Below are 17921 nucleotides of genomic sequence, written 5' to 3' on the forward strand. Positions count from 1 at the left end.
CAACTAACCAATGATAAAATTCTTTAGAAAAATTCGCCAAAACTTACTTAGGGAAAACAAAACTGGAAAGTATTTAAAATATGCCATTGGTGAGATTATCCTGGTTATGGTAGGTATCCTACTAGCATTGCAGGTCAACAATTGGAATCAGCAACGTATCGCTGCACAAAAGGAACAACTGTTGCTTGAAGCGCTTCACGATGAATTCCTTGAAAATAAAGCTCAATTTGAGAATGTAATTGCTACGCATGAGCGTGCATTGAAGAGCACACAATATGTCATTGCTCAATTTCCTATCGACCCAAAAAGAATTGATTTGAAAACTTTCAAAGAGAAGATGAACGGTTGGGCAGCTTCCTATACATTCAACCCATCCCAGGGCGTAATTCGCTCACTGGTAAACACCTCTTCCTTCGAGCTTATATCCAATACAGAATTAAGGAGACTTCTTGTTTCATGGGAAGATGTACTTGCTGATTATCAGGAAGAAGAGGACTTGGCAAAAAAAGACAACTATGAGGTGTTATTTACTGAGATGGGGCGATTTACTGGGTGGAAGTTCGATTATGACGATGAACGCGTTGACGTAAGCTTTCTTTCTACCTTGCAGTTCGAGACTATATTTTTCCGCAGAGAGAGTAATTTGAAAGCGATATTAGAATCGGAAAATGACTTAAGGCAAATAAAGGAATTAGAGCTGATCAAATCTACCATCGACCGAATTATCGAGCTTTCAAATCCCACTAACCAATGATAAAATTCTTTAGAAGAATTAGACAAAACTTACTTATGGAAAACAAAACTGGAAAGTATTTCAAATATGCTGTTGGAGAAATTGTGCTGGTCATGATTGGGATACTTCTGGCATTACAAGTAAACAACTGGAATCAAGACCGCAAAGACCGCATTAGCGAGCGTAAACTATTAGATAATATCCATAGAGATTTTGTCCATAACAAAGTGGATTTTGATTCTCTTAAAGCCATTCACTATCGGGCGCTTGACGGTTTGGAAAAATTGATTGCTTTGTTTCCTTTAGGTAATGATTCTCTAAAGTATGCAGCTTATTACAAATACAACTTACAAATAGTAGGCATGACCTATGATCCATATTCTAGCTCTATAGAATCTGTAGTCAATTCAAATGCTCTTCAATTAATTCAAGATGAAGATTTACAGAAATATTTAGTCTCCTGGAAAGATGTTTTTCGCGACTATAAAGAAGATGAAAACACATACTATAATTATTTGAATGACTTCCTTTGGCCTTATTACAGAGATGTATTTGATTATACCTTAAAAGACACAGAAATGAATCTGGCCGCAAGAAACACCATAAAATTTCAAAATATGATTATAACCCGAAGAACTAATTTAAGAGGTATTATCGAAGCCATAGAGAATGAACCCATAGAAAATCACATCAATGAGATTATTCGATTAACACAACCTAAAGACCAATGATAAAATTCTTTAGAGGGCCGAACGGATAGCAAAGGTCTTGTAGACCTTTGTAAGTGAGGAGCCAGACGGTGCGATGGCCTAAAAATCAAAATATATGATCAAATTCTTCAGACGAATAAGACAAAACTTGCTTTCAAAAGGAAAAACCGGAAAGTATTTTAAATACGCTATTGGTGAAATAGTTCTTGTTGTCATTGGTATAGTAATCGCTCTGCAGATTAACAACAGTAATGAATTAAGAAAAGAAAAAGACCAAGAAGCTATAATTCTTTCAGACATTAAAGAAGACTTTATAGCCACACGTTTAAATTTTCTTGAAACCATAAAAAATCAAGAAAGAGCCATATTAAGCTCTCGAGATTTAATAGATGCTATAGAATCTCAAGATTATTCAATTCATCCAGATGTCATTAGAGAAAATATTCGCAGGGGTGCATTTTCACATCATCAAGCGGTAGCTATTACGGGAAGTTATAACGCAATTATAGGTTCAGGAAAAACCTCAATTCTAAAAAATAAAGAATTACTTAAAGCTTTAGCAAACTTCTCTTCGCAATACCAGGCTGGTTTTGAAGATGAAACTAAATCTGATAATCTTTTAAATTTAATGATGACCGCTTCGAAAGACTTTTTTTCCCCTTTGAGCGATGGTGGTGTGAGGAGATCTGTTGCTCTTAAAAAGAAATACAGTTTGCAAGAAAAAGAAATAGCCGTTAAGAGTCTTTATGAAAATGAATCATTTTTAGCGTATTTGCTTCAAAGAACACGCTGGGAAAACGAAAGAGCCAAACACCAAAAGAACTTACTCAAATTTTTAAATAAGGTTTTATATCAATTTAATTTTAGTGAACTCACACCTGAAAAAGAAGTATACAGCAGATACATTGGACACTACACTAATAAAGATGTTGAACCAATAAAAATTAGTTATGCTGATGAATCTCTATATGTTACTGGGTGGGGCGGAGCAAAATCGGAGCTCGTACAATTGAATAATTCTCTTTTCTATGCTATTAACTGGAATCAAACACTAGATTTTAGTGGTGTTGATTCTACAAACAAAGTCTTAACCCAATTTATTGACAAAGATCCAATAGAATGGGAGAAGGATGAAAACTAACGAAAGCACAACAATGTATATGAAATCAAAGCTCCCATTCGGTCGCAACGCTTCATATACTAGACGTTGTACAATATTAGAATTGAAGAATCAATTTACTTTTATAATTACACTTCTGTTTTTTGCAGGATGTAATTCTTTCTCTGAAAAGAGATATGAAGATTATGATGAAAAAGACTTCATTGAAGTTCAAGGCATTTTAGTAAAATCTTTCCGAAATACGGTCTATCCAGATGGATTTGAAGCTGACTTATACTTCATTTACAATTTAGACAAGGACAAACCGGATACTGGTTATGAAAAGGGAACGCCTTACCTGGGCCTCCATGATGGAGATCCCATAACAGTGCTTGTTCACAATGAGAATCCCAAAATCAGCTTTTATGGCTCAAGTGGAATCATCGAAGAAGAAGTCTTACTGGAATATCTGGATAAATGTGCCCAACTTGGAGGTGAATACCATGGGGTGGACATGGACCTCTCTAAATTCTGATTAACATTGTACAACAACGGGTATACCACATGGCTAACCCTTTCTTATTAGAAAATTCCTACTTTTAAAAAAACATTAATCAATCCCAGGAAGCCATCCGGCAACAGCGGGGTTTCGCTATGAAGCCGTTTTTACGGCGAAACCTTCCGCTGCCAATCGCCACGATGGCATACCCCGGGCCGTTGTGCTTCATTCCCGATAGTTATCGGGACCAACCAATAAACAATGATAAAATTCTTTAGAGGGCCGAACGGATAGCAAAGGTCTTGCAGACCTTTGTAAGTGAGGAGCCAGACGGTGCGCTGGCCTTAAAAAACAAAAGACATGATCAAGTTTTTCAGAAAAATCAGACAGAAATTACTATCTGAAAAAAAATTCGGAAAGTATGTGACTTATGCAATAGGCGAAATTATCCTTGTTGTCATCGGAATTTTGATTGCCTTGCAAATTAACAATTGGAACGAAGAGAGAAATGACAGAAGACTCGAAAAGGAATATATAGCTCGATTAAAAGGTGAGATGCTCAAAAACCTGGAAAGTTCGACTGATCAAATACTTTATAGTTCTTTTCAAATTGAAAACGTTGACAAAATTTTAAATGCCCTTTCAGGAGATACTGTTAATTCAAACCCAGAACCACTTGCAGTGGCAATAGAGCATGTAGGTTGGCTCAATTCAGTTTCATATGTGAATGACGTTTGGAATGAGTTAATTAATAATGGAAATATCCGTCTTCTTAAAAATGATTCTTTACGTGATAATCTCACTTCATTTCATAGCCGGATGATTGTTGTTTTAAATAATCATGAAGAATGGAATGGACATAATTTAGGTTATCGCAGATTAGCCGGAGATATTTTAGATCCTCAAATTCGAGAACAGATTGCTCTAAATTTAGTACCTGTACGATATGAGGGACATTTGACTAATTTACCGACACAACAATACTTAGTTAATAAATTAGAATCCTTGGAAGGATTAAATGGTTATTTGGCAGATATAAAAATGGGGCAGAGAACAAACATCCTTTTTTTTGAAGGACTCATTGATAAGATTGAAGAAACAATTAAAATTTGTGATAACGAATTGAAAAAATAAAAACGGAAGCACAACAATGGCTATAAGTAATTGCTTGTCCTGGCCTACTTCTGAAAATCCGCTCGGATTTTAGGCTTGGCATGTACTTGTAAAATTAATTACTATCACACGCAACTATTCATAGCCGAACCGTTGTAGGTAATTTTTTAGATGTCATACCAATCAGATTCCAGATATAACATTTTTGAGGCGCTGATTATTCCGATTACGGGAACTTTTGGTGTATACCTAACATTTGAAGCCACAGAAAATATAGCTGTTCAATTCAGCATAATAATCATTGCAGTGCTATTAACCATTTGGGTAATCATCCGAACAAAAAACAAAACAGTAGAAATTACCTTTATGGAAGATCATTTTAAGATTAAATACTTTTTTAAAAAAGAAGAACATAAAATCCCTTATAAGAATCTTTTACGCATCAAATATTTCGACTATCAATATAGAACAACAGCTAAAAATAAGATTTGGTTCTTGGATAAGCTTGGAATAGAATCGGTAGTGGTTAGACCTGTAGCCAAAGGTGAAGATTTCGTGACTTTTGTAAAATGGCTGAAAACCAAAAACAATAAAATTCAAATAGAAGCCACGGATGCTATGGATTATAAACTACAGGAAGCATTTGGTTTTAGGTATAGAAAAGTTCCGAAAATTGACACATAAAACTACCTACAACATCGGCTATACCCCATCGCTTCCCTTTTCCAAAAAGAAAATTCCTACTTTTATTTAATCAATAATCATCCCCAGGGAACTGCAACACCTGGCTGGCTGTTTTGCCATGAGCCGTTCTAAGGCAAAACAACCGCCCAAACGCAACGTTGCATAGCCGGGGCCGTTGTGCTTCATTATGAGAGACCACTAACCAATGACTAAACTTTTTAGAAAATTTAGACAAAACATACTTTTTGAGGGTAAAAATGGAAGGTACCTGAAATATGCTTTTGGTGAAGTTATACTAGTAGTTATTGGAATTTTGATTGCACTTCAAATTAACAATTGGAATGAAAATCGAAAGAATCGTATACTAGAAAAAGAAATATTAACTGAGTTAATCGCAACTGCTAAAAGTAACCATGAATCCTTGTTAAAAGGTCTGGAAAGTTGGGAATCTACCACGAAATCTTTAAATCTTATTATGCAAGTTATAGATCAACGTCTTCCTTATGCTGATTCACTTGCAGGATATTTTAAAGAGGCACACAGGAAAAGAGGAAATAACTTGAATGGTTTAAATTTTTCGGGATACAAATCTCTCGAAAACAGAGGTTATCATTTAGTACGAAACCCAGAACTTAGGAAGGAGATAATTAATTTATTTGAACAAAGGCTGTCACGTCTATCATCTACCAATAATCAGGTGGATATTGACAACTCTAGTTTCCACTATGAATATATAGCCAAAAACTTCAGGTTAGGTGATAAGGGCCATATCCCTCACAGTTATCAAAGTCTTTTAGATGATCCATTTTATTACTCTATTCTGAAGGGATTAGAGACTAGCTTAGACCGAAAGATAAACAGAGTATATGGTTTTCTTACAAATAACAAGCAGTTCCTTGAATTACTGGAAACCGAATTATCCGTGTTAGATTAATCTGAAAAAAATCTACCAAAGTAATATAGTCTTGATATGATAAAATTCTTTAGAAAAATTCGTCAAAAGCTATTGGCTGAAAATAAATTTACTAAATATTTGCTTTATGCCATAGGTGAAATAGTACTTGTTATGCTAGGTATTTTATTGGCTCTTCAAGTTAATAACGCAAACGAAGAAAGAAAAAACAGGGCATTGGAAAGAGCTTTCTTGTCAGATATACATCAGGACTTTTTAGAAAATAAAAGTCAATTCGAAGATCGTTTACAAACATTCAGAAATCAATATCAACTAGCTGATAGTTTGTGTAGACAAGTTTTTCCAATTACAGATAACAATTGGAAAGGTGTGAAAAAGGTATATGGTGGTGTGTTTTTACCCAGTACCTTTGATCCCAACAGGAGTAGCATTAATGCCTTAATCAGTTCTGGCAGAATTGATATTATTCAAAATGATTCGCTTAAAAAAAAGATCTTAGTCTGGAATGACAAGTACGAAGACTACAAAGAAAGTGAATATGCACTGTTAAAATTGTGGGATAATTGGAATGAGATTATGATAAACGAGCCACATTTTGATGATTACAGAGACTACACCAATCAATCAATTCCATTAAATTTAAAGCTAAAATTGGAAAAGTTAATGAGGCGAAGACGAGCTGAACTAGGGCTAATAACAAGTAAATGGAAAGTGAACCAAGAGTCCGAGGAACTTTTGCTACTCATTAATTCTATAATCTCATTGACTGAGCCATATTCCATTAAAAATTAAATAATAACGAAAGCACAACAACGTGTATAGCTCATTGCGGCTGAATTCCTAATCCAAATTCACTGCAATTTGCTATTTTTAGATTACGACTGAACCTTCACTCCTTGAAATTCAGCAACGAGCCATACACACAACCGTTATGTAGCATTTGAAAATATTATGTAGTTAACTATATAGTTGTCTAATTTAATGTATATTTGCCATCAAACAATTTTAATATGAACGATGACTTCATAAAAGAACTAGGTTATAAAGCCTTAGATAGTCGATTGAAAAGGATAAGTGATAGAATGTCGCATGATATAAGAAAGCTTTACAAAGAATTTGATATTGATGTCGAACCTAACTGGTATCTATTATTTATGCTTCTACAAAAAACAGAAAAGGTTTCAATATCATATATCGCCGAACGTTTAGGTTATGCACATCCATCAGTTGTAGTTATCGTAAAAAAGATGGCGAAAAAAGGCTATTTAGAAACAAAAAATGATATCTCAGACAAAAGAAAACAGATTATTTCATTATCAGATAAAGCACATAAGTTGATGCCAAAGCTCCAAATACTCTGGGATAGTTGCGAAAATGCAATCTTAAATATGATAGATAATGATTTGAGTATACTTACATACTTAGACAATATAGATTTAGAACTACAAAAAACTTCATTTCACCACAGATTTAAAAAAGAATATTTAAAAAGAAATCAATAATAATTATGATAAAAAACATTTTCCTCACTCTTCTAATTCTTTGTAGCCTAACATCAATGGCTACAGAAACAAAGATAATTGTACGAGCAAAAGCAAAGGATGCTAAGTTCGTTGGTAGTTCTCTTGGAGGAGCTTATATAATAATTACGAACAAAATAAATAACAGAATATTAGCAGAAGGTAAAACGAGTGGTTCTACAGGAAATACAGATTTAATTATGAAAGTTCCTGTAAAAAGAGGGAATTCAATTTCAGATGAGCGCACAGCTAAATTTTTAGCAACAATAGATATAGATGAGCCAACATTCGCACAGATTAAAGTGATTTCACCTTTTAACAACAAACAAGCGCAAAGCATTGTAAGTACTGAATTATGGTTAATTCCTGGAAAGGATATTTTAGGAGATGGCATAGTTCTGGAAATACCAGGATATATTATTGACATATTAAAACCCAGAACCCACAATTATATTTCTTTAAGCTCAATTAAAAATAAACCATTTGAAATAGAAGCCAACATAGTTATGATGTGTGGATGTACCATAAATAAAGGAGGGATTTGGGATTCCGAGAATATAGAAGTTAAGGCTATTGTTAAAAGAAATGACATACATATTAGAGATGTTACAATGTCACTCACAGAGACAAATCTTTTTAAAGGAAATATAAACATTACTTCTGCAGGACAATATGAACTTATAGTTTATGCCTATGATGCTAAAAGCGGAAATACAGGAGTTGATAAAGTTAACTATGTGATTTATGAATAAGATAATAGGTTTAATATTAGTACTATCTTTTACTACATCTTGTGTTAGAAATAGGCATACAAATACTGAAAACAGTAAGCAATTAAACAATACGCAAAATAGTATTGAAAAATTTATAATTGAAGAAATAACTGAGTTTATTGAAGCTCCTGAATTTTCTGCATTATCTGGTTCTATCTATGTCAATGGGAAAACACATCAATTTCACTTTGGAGAATTAACTGATGGTACAAAACCAAATAATCAAACTCTTTATGAAATTGGCTCAATATCAAAAACATATGTTGGATTACTCTTGTCTCAAGCCGTTCATGATGGAAAACTTAATTTAGATGAAGACATAAGAAAATATCTTAATTCTAAGAAGTACTCACATCTAAAACTTAACAACTCAGCAATAACCTTACGTCATCTGGCAACACATACATCGGGTTTGCCTGTAAACTTGAATTGCAACGATTTGGAATATCCCGAAAAATTGGACTGTATCAAATCCTATTCAAGAGAAGTGTTCTTTGATAAACTTTTGAAAGTAAAATTACTTGACGATTCTGGCAAAAAATATAATTACTCAAACGCGGGAATTAGACTTATTGGTTACATCTTGGAAGAAGTATATAACGATACCTTCCCTAATCTTTTAAAAAGATATGTTTTTTCTAAATCTGGAGAACAAAACACAATCTATAGACTAGATGAAAATTTAAAATTGGAAATGGCTTTAGGAAAAAATAGTGATGGAGAAATTATGCCTATTGCAAGTGAATTTTATGCAAGTGATGGAGCTTTGAAGTCTAATACAAGTTCAATGTTGAATTACATAAAAATGTATATGGAAAGTCAGGATGCAGCTGTGAAACAATCATTGAACTTACTCACAGAAAAGCATAATAGATTAGGAAGAGCTTATGTTTGGAACACATTTGAGTACAATACAACAAACCAAATGTTTTACCATAGTGGAGGCACTTTTGGTTTTTCATCTTGGATAGCGTTGTATCCTAAAAAAAACATAGGAATATTTCTTGTTACAAATGTTTCTACTTCTGATGCTCAAGAAAAGTTAAATCAAATATCAAACAGAATTATTGACAAAATAAAAAAAACGCTACATAACACGGTGTATAAGTAATAGCGGTTTCAGTGTTAAAACGAAAGTATGAACATTAAACAAAGGTTAGTACAAAACCGAAAGGTTTGTGCTTAAAAATCCGCTACTACTCATACACTAGACCGTTGGCAGCAATAACTATTAATAACATGAAATCAAATAGCAGATTACTCTATAGCATTTTGATTGCATATATCTTATGCATATTTCAATTGAATGCACAATCCAATACGGGAATTGATGCTTCACAAATGTCAAAACTCATCGCTTTTGCTGATTCAACATATGCAGATGAAATAATGATCATTCACAAAGATAAAGTTGTTACTCATTGGAAAAGTAAAAGATGTGAATTTCAATATATGGGTACTGCATCAATGAGCAAATCCTGGACTGGTTTAGTAATAGGGATCATGATTGATAGAGGTTTAATCAGAAATGAAAACGACCTGGTTTGCGAATATCTTCCTGAATGGGAGAATGGCTGTAAAAATAGGGTTACCATAAAACACCTTTTAAATATGACAGCTGGTTTTAATAGAAGAGGTCCCAAGGGAATTCTGGGTTCTGCAGATGCCAACCACTATGCCATAAATGCAGTCTTAGATACGGTTCCAAATATAAAATTTGGATACTCCAATGTATCAGTCCAATTATTAGGTATACTAATGGAGAAGGTTACTGGTAAAAATAACAATGAATATTTTAACGAAGTGCTGTTCGAGCCTCTTGGAATGGACTCGACCTGGCTTGGAAAAGACCAGTCTAAAAAGAATTATATCGTATATGGTGGCGCGACAACCACCATGGAAGATGCCTCCAAAATCGGGCTGTTGATGAAAAATGGTGGGTTAGCTAATGGAAAACGAATCATCTCCGAGTCCTGGATTCATAAATCCGTTACCGGGTCAGAACATGCAGCCTATTATGGTTATTTATGGTGGATAGACACTGTTTCTGAATATAAAAATTATGCTGCAACAGGGGACTTAGGACACCTTACAATAATCTACCCTGACATTGATCTTATTTTCCTAAGGCAGCAAAATTGTGATACTACCAAATTCAAGAAACTAGAATACATGGGACCCCAGTTTTTAAAATTAATTGCAAGTGTGGTCAATCAAGAGTAATTACTGCCAACACAGGCAATGACGTCCATGCTCCTGCGTCGTACGGCGCATAGCCAAGCCGTTGGGTGTAATATGAAGAATCGCAGGGCAGTATTTTAAATCCAAAACCAAACTGCTCTTGGCGCCGTTGCAGGTAAGCTAAAAACAAAAGCCAGTCCTTAAAACTATTGGATTACGAATTTTGAATTAAAACCGAGCTCTCGCTCGGTATTTTTATTAAATGATTTGATTATTTTTAAACGTCATCTGAAAAAACAGATAGTAATCTTTATGAGTATTTCCCTTAAGCGTGTTTTACCTTTCATTATATTATTAGTAGGGAGTTACTCTTTTGGGCAATATTCTATTTCAGGGTATTTGGACGTTCCAGAGAAAAACAAAAGAGTATATCTATGTTTATTACAATTTAATGAAGTTAATGCCATTAGTCCTGACCAAATTCTCACATCAACAGTGACAGATAGTCTAGGGTATTTTTCTTTTGAAGGAAGCTTACTATCAGATAAGCATGCACTTTACCGCATATATGCAAATTTGGATGAAGATGTTGAGGGTGTGCAAAAATACGATATGGAGGATCTTAAAAACTTTCACAACTTTATTTTCTCCAATCAGGACACCATCGTTTTTAAAAGAAACAGTAAGTTCTGGTTTTCTAGTAACCACAACACGAATCCCGTTGATAAAGAGTGGAATGCTTATGGAACGTACGCAGAAAAACTGCGTGTTGAGTTCTTGGATTTAAATAACGAGAAGGTCATCAATCAAACCACGGATCAATATCTAAGGGAATTAAAGTCTTTTGTGCTTGAGAAAGAATCGCACCCCTTAACAACTTTAATTTTACTGGGAAGCCTACCAAAAAATGCGATTAAAAAAGACTTGAACGATGAACCAGAATTCTATGTTGAACTTCTTAGCCAATTAAATGATTATTATGATAATTCCTCATATGCGCTTCAGTATAGAAACCTTTTGGATGACCTGAATAGGTCTGAAACCAAAGAAGAATTAGTTTTCTATAAAAAGTTAAGCTACGGTTTGGTTTTTTTATGTCTTCTATTTTTAGGAGGAATGGCATTTCTAGGCATCAAACTAAAACAAGCCAGAAGTATACAACAGAATTTAATAGATTTCAGTCTGACTACCCAGGAAGAAAAGGTAGCGGAATTAATGATTGACAATAAAAGCAACAAAGAAATTGCTTCAGAACTCTTCATATCCTTAAACACCGTAAAAACTCATATTCGCAATCTATACGCGAAGTTAGAAGTGAGTAATCGCACGGAATTCGTAGAGAAATTTAAAAATCACCCCAGGGATTAGCCCCTAAATCACCACCACTTTCCTTTAATTACCGCAGCATCGCCGATACTTTTGTTCAAAACAATTATCAAAATGAGCAAAAAAACGATCACGCTAAAAATCATGCTATTGTTAACAGTAATGGTTTTTAGTCAGACAACCCAAACAATCAAAGTTATTGTACCGAACAAAACTGACGACGTTTACATAACGGGGAATCAGGAGGCATTAGGAAACTGGAATCCTAACCAGGTTAAAATGGAAAAAATCTCTGACTTCGAGAGAAGCATAACTGTAGATCTTAGCTATCCAGCCGAATTTAAATTCACAAAAGGAGATTGGAATTCTGAAGGAATCATCAAAGAGCTAAATAACAATCCTAATCAGAAACTGGAGTCATCAGAATCTAAAAACATCTTTACTATCAAAGGTTGGTCAAATGCCATTGATGGAGAAGTTTTAGGTTTAGATTATCAAGTTGAATTTTTACCTTCTCAATATGTTTTGGGTGGTGGTAGACAAATTAAAATTGCACTACCCAACAACTACGACCCAAAGAAAAAATACCCTGTATTTTACATCACCGATGGTGAATGGAGAAACTTTGGGGTAGCTAAGAACTATATAGAAAGCATGGCAGGTGAACCTTACAATATTATTCCAGAAACCATATTGGTAGGAATAATTCACGGAAGCAGCAATGGAGAAACGAATAGAAATAAAGATCTGGATGTTTTATATGAAGAGTCTGGACAACAGTTTAAAAACTTCTTGTTTCAAGAGTTGGTTCCCCATATCAACAAGCAATACAGCACTTCAGGCTTTAATGTCATGATTGGCCATTCCAACGGAGCCGAATACAACCACTACTTATTTTTAGAAGAGGACAATCCCTTTGGAGGTTTTATATCCATTTCTACAAATTTCTTCGGAAAACGAAAAAATAAAGATGTAGATACAAGAATGGCCAATGTTATCAAAAACTATAATGGAGACAACTTCTATTATTTTGTAGCCAATGCAAAATTTGATTCACCAGACAGAATACAAGCAGGTGATGATTATGAAAAAATGTACAGTAAGAACCCTAATCCAAAACTTCAATTTCAGAAGAAGTTTTATGAAAAGGATCACAACTCTGTTGTGCCACCTGCCCTGTTTGATGCAATATCTTTTGTCTATAAAGATTACAAACAACTAGAAAAATACAACACGTTCTATGATTTAAGAGATAATTATGCAAAAGATATGAAGGCTTTATATGGTTTAGATATAGAATTCACATTTAGTGATGTGCAAGGTGTTTTTGGTCAAATCTTCGAAACTAAAGATGAGAAACAGCTGGATGCATTATACGCCTTTATAGAAAAACACAAGCTATTTCCAAATGGAGTAACTCAAAAACCAGGAGGTGTGGATGCCATGAATCAAGGAAACCTTTACTACCATATTGGAGCTTTTGAAAAGAGTGCCATAAAATTTGCAGAAGCACTTGAACAAATAAACATTACCGTAGAGCCCATGGTCTATTTTGGAAACTTTGATTCTTTAGTGGATTGCTTCAAAAAATTAAAAGATTACAAAAAACTAATGGAAATCCTAATCAAAAGCCGAGACTTTGCTGCTACAAATAAGGTGTATGATGATGGTAATAAAAGCATTTTGTTAAAACTTAATTACTTGATTGCCAGTTTATCTGCCGAGCACAATATTGCCAAAAAAGAAGGTAAAAAAGCAAAGCAATATTGTACTGAAAACTACTTCAAAAACAAGCTTTTTACGCTTGAAGAAATGAATCAGTTAAGCATCTAAATAAATCCGCACCAATAAAATATTACAATGAGAAGTCTGTATATAATCGCAATATGCTTCCTGAGTATTACCATGTATTCACAGGAAGTGGAGAAAATCGAAGTTTTTTCCAAAGCATTATCTCAGAACAGAGAGATAACCATCTACAAACCTTTGGGGTATGAAGAATACGTAAATCGTTATTATGATGTATTCTATGTTTTTGATGCACAAGTTTCTGCATTTCCAAAATATGTTAGTGCAATGTCTGAAATCTTACAAGGTGACAGTCATAAAGGGGCCATTGTAGTTGGTATTTCTGCAACGTACCTGGAAAACCCGATATATGCCAGAAATCATGATTTCCTACCAGAAGATTATGATGTCACTGGAAAAGGTTCCTACGGAAATCAAAAGAATTTTTTAGCCTATATTAAAAATGAAGTGATTCCCTATGTAGAAGACAACTTTCGAATCAGAAGGCATAGAACAGCTGTTGGACATTCTTTAGGAGGTTCTTTTGTAATGCATTGCTTAATAAATGACCCAACACTTTTTGATAATTACATAGCTGTTTCTCCTAACCTCTCTAACAAAGAGGAACGATTGGCACGAGGCTTAGAGAACTTTGACTTTGATCAATTCGAGGGCACCAAGTTTATCTATTTAAGCCATTCAGAGGAAAATAATGAAGAAAAATGGAAAGGATGGAAATCTGCAAATGAGAGAGCTTACAAAGTACTGAATAACGTTCCAAAAAATTCGAATGTTCAAGTTTTGGTTGAGCAATTTCCATATGAAGATCATATGTCAAACTTTGCTACAAGTGTTAACTCAGCTATGAGAACATACTTCACTACAATCCTACCAAAACAACATGCCGAGTTTAGTGATGATGCTTATTCGATTACTATAAGAGCCAAAGTACCCAATGAAAACGATGAATTATTCATTACGGGAAATCAGGAAAACCTGGGTAATTGGAATCCCGGATTATTAAAAATGAAAAAGGTATCAGCTTTCGAAAGAGAACTTACCCTACGCCTAAAAGATATCGTTGAATTTAAATTTACACGCGGAGGCTGGGATAAGGATGCCTGGGTTAAGTCAGAGAATGGGTTTAATAATTTTAATAGTGTAATCCGACCGAAAGAGGGACAGACCTATTCTTTTGAGATTGAAACCTATAGTGACCGAATGCTTGATTGATAAAAAAACAAAAAATTAACTGTTTTATTTAATGCAGAAAAGTTTCCAAGCATCTCTACCACCTTTGATGAATTAAAAAGCACAGGACAGATAAACTTAATCAAGAATAAGTCTGTCCGTGCTAAAATCATTTTATACTATCAAAACGCAAGAGATAGTCATGAAGCTATGAGTTTTGTAACATCCGATATCGTATATGGTCAAATATATCCAACCTTAAAATCTTCCATAATAATTCTACCGGAAAATTTGGGTATAACAACAGATGTAAAAGAAGTTCCGAGTAAATTACAATCGGCAATTAAAGAAAAGCTAACTGATTCATATAATGAGATCGAATTGTTTAATACAATCATTATGCGAATTAAAGCTGCTTTAGTTAATCGAAGTATCCTTTTAAAAAGTGCTGATGAAGCCGAACAATTATTACATGAAATAAGTAAAGAATTGAAACTTAATTAAAACAACGAAAACACAACAACGTATATAATGCATGCCAGAAGGCACACATCATATACGAAACCATTGCAATCAACTTAAAATTAATTATTGATGAAACAAACTACATTCCTTTTTGCGCTGCTTCTGTTAAATTCCTTTTATTCTTTTTCTCAAGAATTAGGATCTAAAACGCTAGAAGAGATTCGTCTTAAACAGATTGAAAACATCAATAATCCTGAATTATGGGATATGGAGCGAATGAAAGGTGATATCAAGGATATAAATGAACGTCACCCTATTAGGGATGGTGCATTCCCTGTCCCTCATTACAATAGTCTTTTTGGCTTAAACTACAGAGGAGGTGGAATTGTTAGCAACCATTTTGCTAGATCTGTTCCTGAGGGGAGGCTTGAGGTTGAAAATAAGGAAATTGTATTTTGCAGTTTACATATAGGCAATAGTCCATTCTATAAAGAAGAAAAACGAAATACGGCATTTTTTACTGTTATTACAGTAATAGATACTGTTGACACTAATAATTTCGCTTTAGGAAGCTCTTATTTTCTTTCCAGAAATCACCCAGATTATGGTGGCGAGGGATCGTTTATTACAAAAGATAACAAGGTCGAATTTGTTGCATTTACAACACCTGATAAAGGGAGCTTTGCAATCGTGAACATGAGGCTTTTTCATCTGGAATATGGAAATATTATTTTAGTCACTCCTCAAAAAGATGGTTCTTTTAGGTCTCTCCAGATACAGGGTTCAGTACCTCCTAAAGAAGCTAGTTTTGAGTATATAAAAACAAATGTGTTACAAAGAGAAGAAGTAATTAAGTTTCTTACTGCAGATGGAGTAATATAAAACTGATTACAACAATGTATATGGTGAATGGCTTCCCATTGTCAACCACAACACCATATACTGGCCGTTAGTGGTGTGATTATAAAATAAACACCAACTGATATGAAAAAAGTATTGACAATATGTTTGCTAGTTCTAATCTCCCCGGTGTGTAAAGCTCAAATTTACTATGTTCAAGACATGAGTACGATAGAGATTGAAGCTCTCGACAGAGAGCGGACAATTGTTCTTTTACCCGGAGGTATTCTTGAAGAACATGGTCCCTACTTACCCTCCTTTGCTGACGGTTACATGAATGAGGCATTAACTCTTGAAATAGCAAATTCAATTATTAAAAGACCAAATTGGAAGGTTTTAATTTTTCCGATAATACCATTAGGAACTGGAGGCGCTAATGAAATTGGAAGGAAGTACAGTTTCAGTGGTACATATGCCATTAGACAAAACACTTTGAGGGCCATATTTATGGATTTAGGATCGGAGTTAGGAAATCAGGGATTTAAAAAGATATTTGTTGTTCACATGCAAGGCTCTGCTAATCATAACCAGGCGATTGACCAAGCGGGGGAATTTTTCAAAGAAACATATGATGGCAACATGATCAATATTTGGAATCTGGCATTCAGGTTTTCTCCAGATTTGAAAAATGATGAAGAAAAAAAGGAAGACGGTCTTGGCTACCATGCTGGGATGAATGAAACAAGTATGCTATATTATTTAAAGCCAGAAATCATGAATATTGCTTTTAAAAAAGCAATACCAGTGACACTACTAAGCTCAGAGGATGTTGTAGCTAAGTCCATGGAAAGTGACTGGCAAGAATATTGGGGGTCACCTCGACTCTCTAGCTTATCCTTTGGTGAGAAATACTGGAAAGGTTGGGTAAATTCTATTATCGAACAGATAGATAATATCTTGGATAATAAATATGATTTTAATAGCCCAACATTTTATGAAATACAGTCTCGCGATCCGGTATTTAAGTTGCTTAATGAAGAAGCGAAAAATTATGAAAAGAAGAATGAAGCTAAGCAAAATGAATGGCTAAAGGAAAAAAGATATGATTGATGAAAACACAAGCCGCTAACAACAGCTAAAGCATATGCCCGTATAGTTTGCTGCTTTTGGCGAAGTTGAAACAAAAGCGGCGATTGTTTCAATTAGTAAAATTTATACTGCAATTTACCTCGCACATGGTTAAGCTTTGAGCGTTAGTAATAATAAACCATGAAAACATTGAAAAAACTACATGTAGTAATCTGTTTAGTTATTTTATTGGGTTGTAACGAAAAAAGGACTACTCAATTGACCATACTGGGTACAGTTCATTTTCCTACAACTGGCATGAATGCAGACTCGGTTTATCTTGCGATAAAAAAAGTCCAACCTCAAGTGATCTTAATGGAAAGAGATTCTGTGAGTTTTGACTCCGCCTTTAACAGGAAGGTTGAATACGAAGAAAACGAAGACCAGGCAGTTTCCAGGTTTTTAAAAGACAATCCTACAACAATTCTGAGGCCTATAGAATATGAAGGGAGAAACGAATACAGGATTAAAATGGGACTATATCCTCAAGCCAATGAGGTTTATCAAAAACTTAATGAACTAAGTAGGTCAAAAAAGTTTGATGCTGAAGAAAGCTTAATATGGAGAAGGTTTGCTCATTTTTGGGGTAAGATAGACAGTCTTTCATCGGCTGACCTGAGGGCTGTCAATAATGATGAAGCTGATGCTATTGTGGATAGTGCAAAGCATTATCAGTATACTCTAATGAAAAAAATTGTTAGTGAACGTGATGAGTTCACTGAACAAATACTTGACTCAAAAGGGGACTCTGTTTCTTTAAAAGAATATTTTGAGAAATGGGAACAATTTGAACATTATGATAGAAATGATGCCATGGTTGCTAATATCATAAGGACTATAGACAAAATGCCTTATAACCGATTTCTCCTAACTGTTGGATACCATCATCGGTATTACATAAAAAAAGCATTAGAAAAAAAGGCTCCCCATATCAGGATTGTTGAATTCTATGAATAAG

Annotated in this window: 19 protein-coding genes; all 19 read left to right on the forward strand. The window is 34.3% G+C overall.

All coding sequences use genetic code 11. The annotated features are described in order from the left end of the window. The first annotated feature begins 10 nt into the window (after positions 1–10). Positions 11–754, forward strand: coding sequence for a DUF6090 family protein (locus ACT6NV_RS02810; protein ID WP_445385749.1), 744 nt, complete (start codon positions 11–13; stop codon positions 752–754). Then, positions 751–1464 carry a hypothetical protein gene (locus ACT6NV_RS02815; RefSeq protein WP_445385750.1) on the forward strand — a complete coding sequence of 238 codons (714 nt, stop codon included), beginning with the start codon at positions 751–753 and terminating at the stop codon, positions 1462–1464. Before ACT6NV_RS02810 ends, ACT6NV_RS02815 begins: the two co-directional genes overlap by 4 nt. 94 nt (positions 1465–1558) lie before the next feature. Beyond that, on the forward strand, positions 1559–2584 hold the full coding sequence (locus ACT6NV_RS02820; RefSeq protein WP_445385751.1) for a DUF6090 family protein: 1026 nt from the start codon (positions 1559–1561) through the stop codon (positions 2582–2584). Between the two features lie 19 nt (positions 2585–2603). Further along, entirely contained in the window at positions 2604–3077 is a 474-nt protein-coding gene (locus ACT6NV_RS02825) for a hypothetical protein (RefSeq protein WP_445385752.1), read from the forward strand. A gap of 324 nt (positions 3078–3401) precedes the next feature. Continuing rightward, positions 3402–4175, forward strand: coding sequence for a DUF6090 family protein (locus tag ACT6NV_RS02830; protein WP_445385753.1), 774 nt, complete (start codon positions 3402–3404; stop codon positions 4173–4175). Between the two features lie 150 nt (positions 4176–4325). Next, a complete protein-coding gene (locus ACT6NV_RS02835; RefSeq protein ID WP_445385754.1) occupies positions 4326–4838 on the forward strand; it encodes a hypothetical protein in 513 nt (170 codons plus the stop codon). A 205-nt stretch (positions 4839–5043) separates the two neighbouring features. Beyond that, on the forward strand, positions 5044–5772 hold the full coding sequence (locus tag ACT6NV_RS02840) for a DUF6090 family protein (protein ID WP_445385755.1): 729 nt from the start codon (positions 5044–5046) through the stop codon (positions 5770–5772). A gap of 36 nt (positions 5773–5808) precedes the next feature. Further along, positions 5809–6543 (forward strand): DUF6090 family protein, encoded by a 735-nt coding sequence (locus tag ACT6NV_RS02845; RefSeq protein WP_445385756.1) that lies wholly within the window; start codon positions 5809–5811, stop codon positions 6541–6543. Between the two features lie 218 nt (positions 6544–6761). Further along, the gene (locus tag ACT6NV_RS02850; protein ID WP_445385757.1) at positions 6762–7253 is read left to right on the forward strand and encodes a MarR family winged helix-turn-helix transcriptional regulator; all 492 of its coding nucleotides are present in this window, start codon (positions 6762–6764) and stop codon (positions 7251–7253) included. A 56-nt stretch (positions 7254–7309) separates the two neighbouring features. Continuing rightward, positions 7310–8023, forward strand: coding sequence for a hypothetical protein (locus ACT6NV_RS02855; RefSeq protein WP_445385758.1), 714 nt, complete (start codon positions 7310–7312; stop codon positions 8021–8023). Next, a complete protein-coding gene (locus ACT6NV_RS02860; RefSeq protein WP_445385759.1) occupies positions 8016–9155 on the forward strand; it encodes a serine hydrolase domain-containing protein in 1140 nt (379 codons plus the stop codon). Before ACT6NV_RS02855 ends, ACT6NV_RS02860 begins: the two co-directional genes overlap by 8 nt. 128 nt (positions 9156–9283) lie before the next feature. After that, on the forward strand, positions 9284–10267 hold the full coding sequence (locus tag ACT6NV_RS02865; RefSeq protein ID WP_445385760.1) for a serine hydrolase domain-containing protein: 984 nt from the start codon (positions 9284–9286) through the stop codon (positions 10265–10267). 270 nt (positions 10268–10537) lie between these two features. Beyond that, complete coding sequence (locus ACT6NV_RS02870; protein WP_445385761.1) at positions 10538–11593, forward strand: response regulator transcription factor; 1056 nt, start codon at positions 10538–10540, stop codon at positions 11591–11593. A gap of 72 nt (positions 11594–11665) precedes the next feature. Continuing rightward, entirely contained in the window at positions 11666–13384 is a 1719-nt protein-coding gene (locus ACT6NV_RS02875; RefSeq protein WP_445385762.1) for an alpha/beta hydrolase-fold protein, read from the forward strand. Positions 13385–13471: 87 nt separating this feature from the next. Next, positions 13472–14572, forward strand: coding sequence for an alpha/beta hydrolase-fold protein (locus ACT6NV_RS02880; protein WP_445385763.1), 1101 nt, complete (start codon positions 13472–13474; stop codon positions 14570–14572). Positions 14573–14740: 168 nt separating this feature from the next. Continuing rightward, positions 14741–15034 (forward strand): hypothetical protein, encoded by a 294-nt coding sequence (locus ACT6NV_RS02885; RefSeq protein WP_445385764.1) that lies wholly within the window; start codon positions 14741–14743, stop codon positions 15032–15034. 90 nt (positions 15035–15124) lie between these two features. Beyond that, positions 15125–15877, forward strand: a complete 753-nt coding sequence (locus tag ACT6NV_RS02890) for a hypothetical protein (protein ID WP_445385765.1) — start codon at positions 15125–15127, stop codon at positions 15875–15877. Positions 15878–15979: 102 nt separating this feature from the next. Next, entirely contained in the window at positions 15980–16945 is a 966-nt protein-coding gene (locus ACT6NV_RS02895) for a creatininase family protein (RefSeq protein ID WP_445385766.1), read from the forward strand. A 159-nt stretch (positions 16946–17104) separates the two neighbouring features. After that, positions 17105–17920, forward strand: coding sequence for a hypothetical protein (locus tag ACT6NV_RS02900; RefSeq protein WP_445385767.1), 816 nt, complete (start codon positions 17105–17107; stop codon positions 17918–17920). Position 17921 lies beyond the last annotated feature (1 nt).

The organism is Robiginitalea insularis (genome assembly GCF_052497835.1).

Excerpts from the sequence above, each read along its gene's own strand:
- ACT6NV_RS02810 (WP_445385749.1), top strand. The coding sequence starts at position 11 with ATGATAAAATTCTTTAGAAAAATTCGCCAAAACTTACTTAGGGAAAAC.
- ACT6NV_RS02815 (WP_445385750.1), top strand. The coding sequence starts at position 751 with ATGATAAAATTCTTTAGAAGAATTAGACAAAACTTACTTATGGAAAAC.
- ACT6NV_RS02820 (WP_445385751.1), top strand. The coding sequence starts at position 1,559 with ATGATCAAATTCTTCAGACGAATAAGACAAAACTTGCTTTCAAAAGGA.
- ACT6NV_RS02825 (WP_445385752.1), top strand. The coding sequence starts at position 2,604 with ATGAAATCAAAGCTCCCATTCGGTCGCAACGCTTCATATACTAGACGT.
- ACT6NV_RS02830 (WP_445385753.1), top strand. The coding sequence starts at position 3,402 with ATGATCAAGTTTTTCAGAAAAATCAGACAGAAATTACTATCTGAAAAA.
- ACT6NV_RS02835 (WP_445385754.1), top strand. The coding sequence starts at position 4,326 with ATGTCATACCAATCAGATTCCAGATATAACATTTTTGAGGCGCTGATT.
- ACT6NV_RS02840 (WP_445385755.1), top strand. The coding sequence starts at position 5,044 with ATGACTAAACTTTTTAGAAAATTTAGACAAAACATACTTTTTGAGGGT.
- ACT6NV_RS02845 (WP_445385756.1), top strand. The coding sequence starts at position 5,809 with ATGATAAAATTCTTTAGAAAAATTCGTCAAAAGCTATTGGCTGAAAAT.
- ACT6NV_RS02850 (WP_445385757.1), top strand. The coding sequence starts at position 6,762 with ATGAACGATGACTTCATAAAAGAACTAGGTTATAAAGCCTTAGATAGT.
- ACT6NV_RS02855 (WP_445385758.1), top strand. The coding sequence starts at position 7,310 with ATGGCTACAGAAACAAAGATAATTGTACGAGCAAAAGCAAAGGATGCT.
- ACT6NV_RS02860 (WP_445385759.1), top strand. The coding sequence starts at position 8,016 with ATGAATAAGATAATAGGTTTAATATTAGTACTATCTTTTACTACATCT.
- ACT6NV_RS02865 (WP_445385760.1), top strand. The coding sequence starts at position 9,284 with ATGAAATCAAATAGCAGATTACTCTATAGCATTTTGATTGCATATATC.
- ACT6NV_RS02870 (WP_445385761.1), top strand. The coding sequence starts at position 10,538 with ATGAGTATTTCCCTTAAGCGTGTTTTACCTTTCATTATATTATTAGTA.
- ACT6NV_RS02875 (WP_445385762.1), top strand. The coding sequence starts at position 11,666 with ATGAGCAAAAAAACGATCACGCTAAAAATCATGCTATTGTTAACAGTA.
- ACT6NV_RS02885 (WP_445385764.1), top strand. The coding sequence starts at position 14,741 with ATGAGTTTTGTAACATCCGATATCGTATATGGTCAAATATATCCAACC.
- ACT6NV_RS02890 (WP_445385765.1), top strand. The coding sequence starts at position 15,125 with ATGAAACAAACTACATTCCTTTTTGCGCTGCTTCTGTTAAATTCCTTT.
- ACT6NV_RS02895 (WP_445385766.1), top strand. The coding sequence starts at position 15,980 with ATGAAAAAAGTATTGACAATATGTTTGCTAGTTCTAATCTCCCCGGTG.
- ACT6NV_RS02900 (WP_445385767.1), top strand. The coding sequence starts at position 17,105 with ATGAAAACATTGAAAAAACTACATGTAGTAATCTGTTTAGTTATTTTA.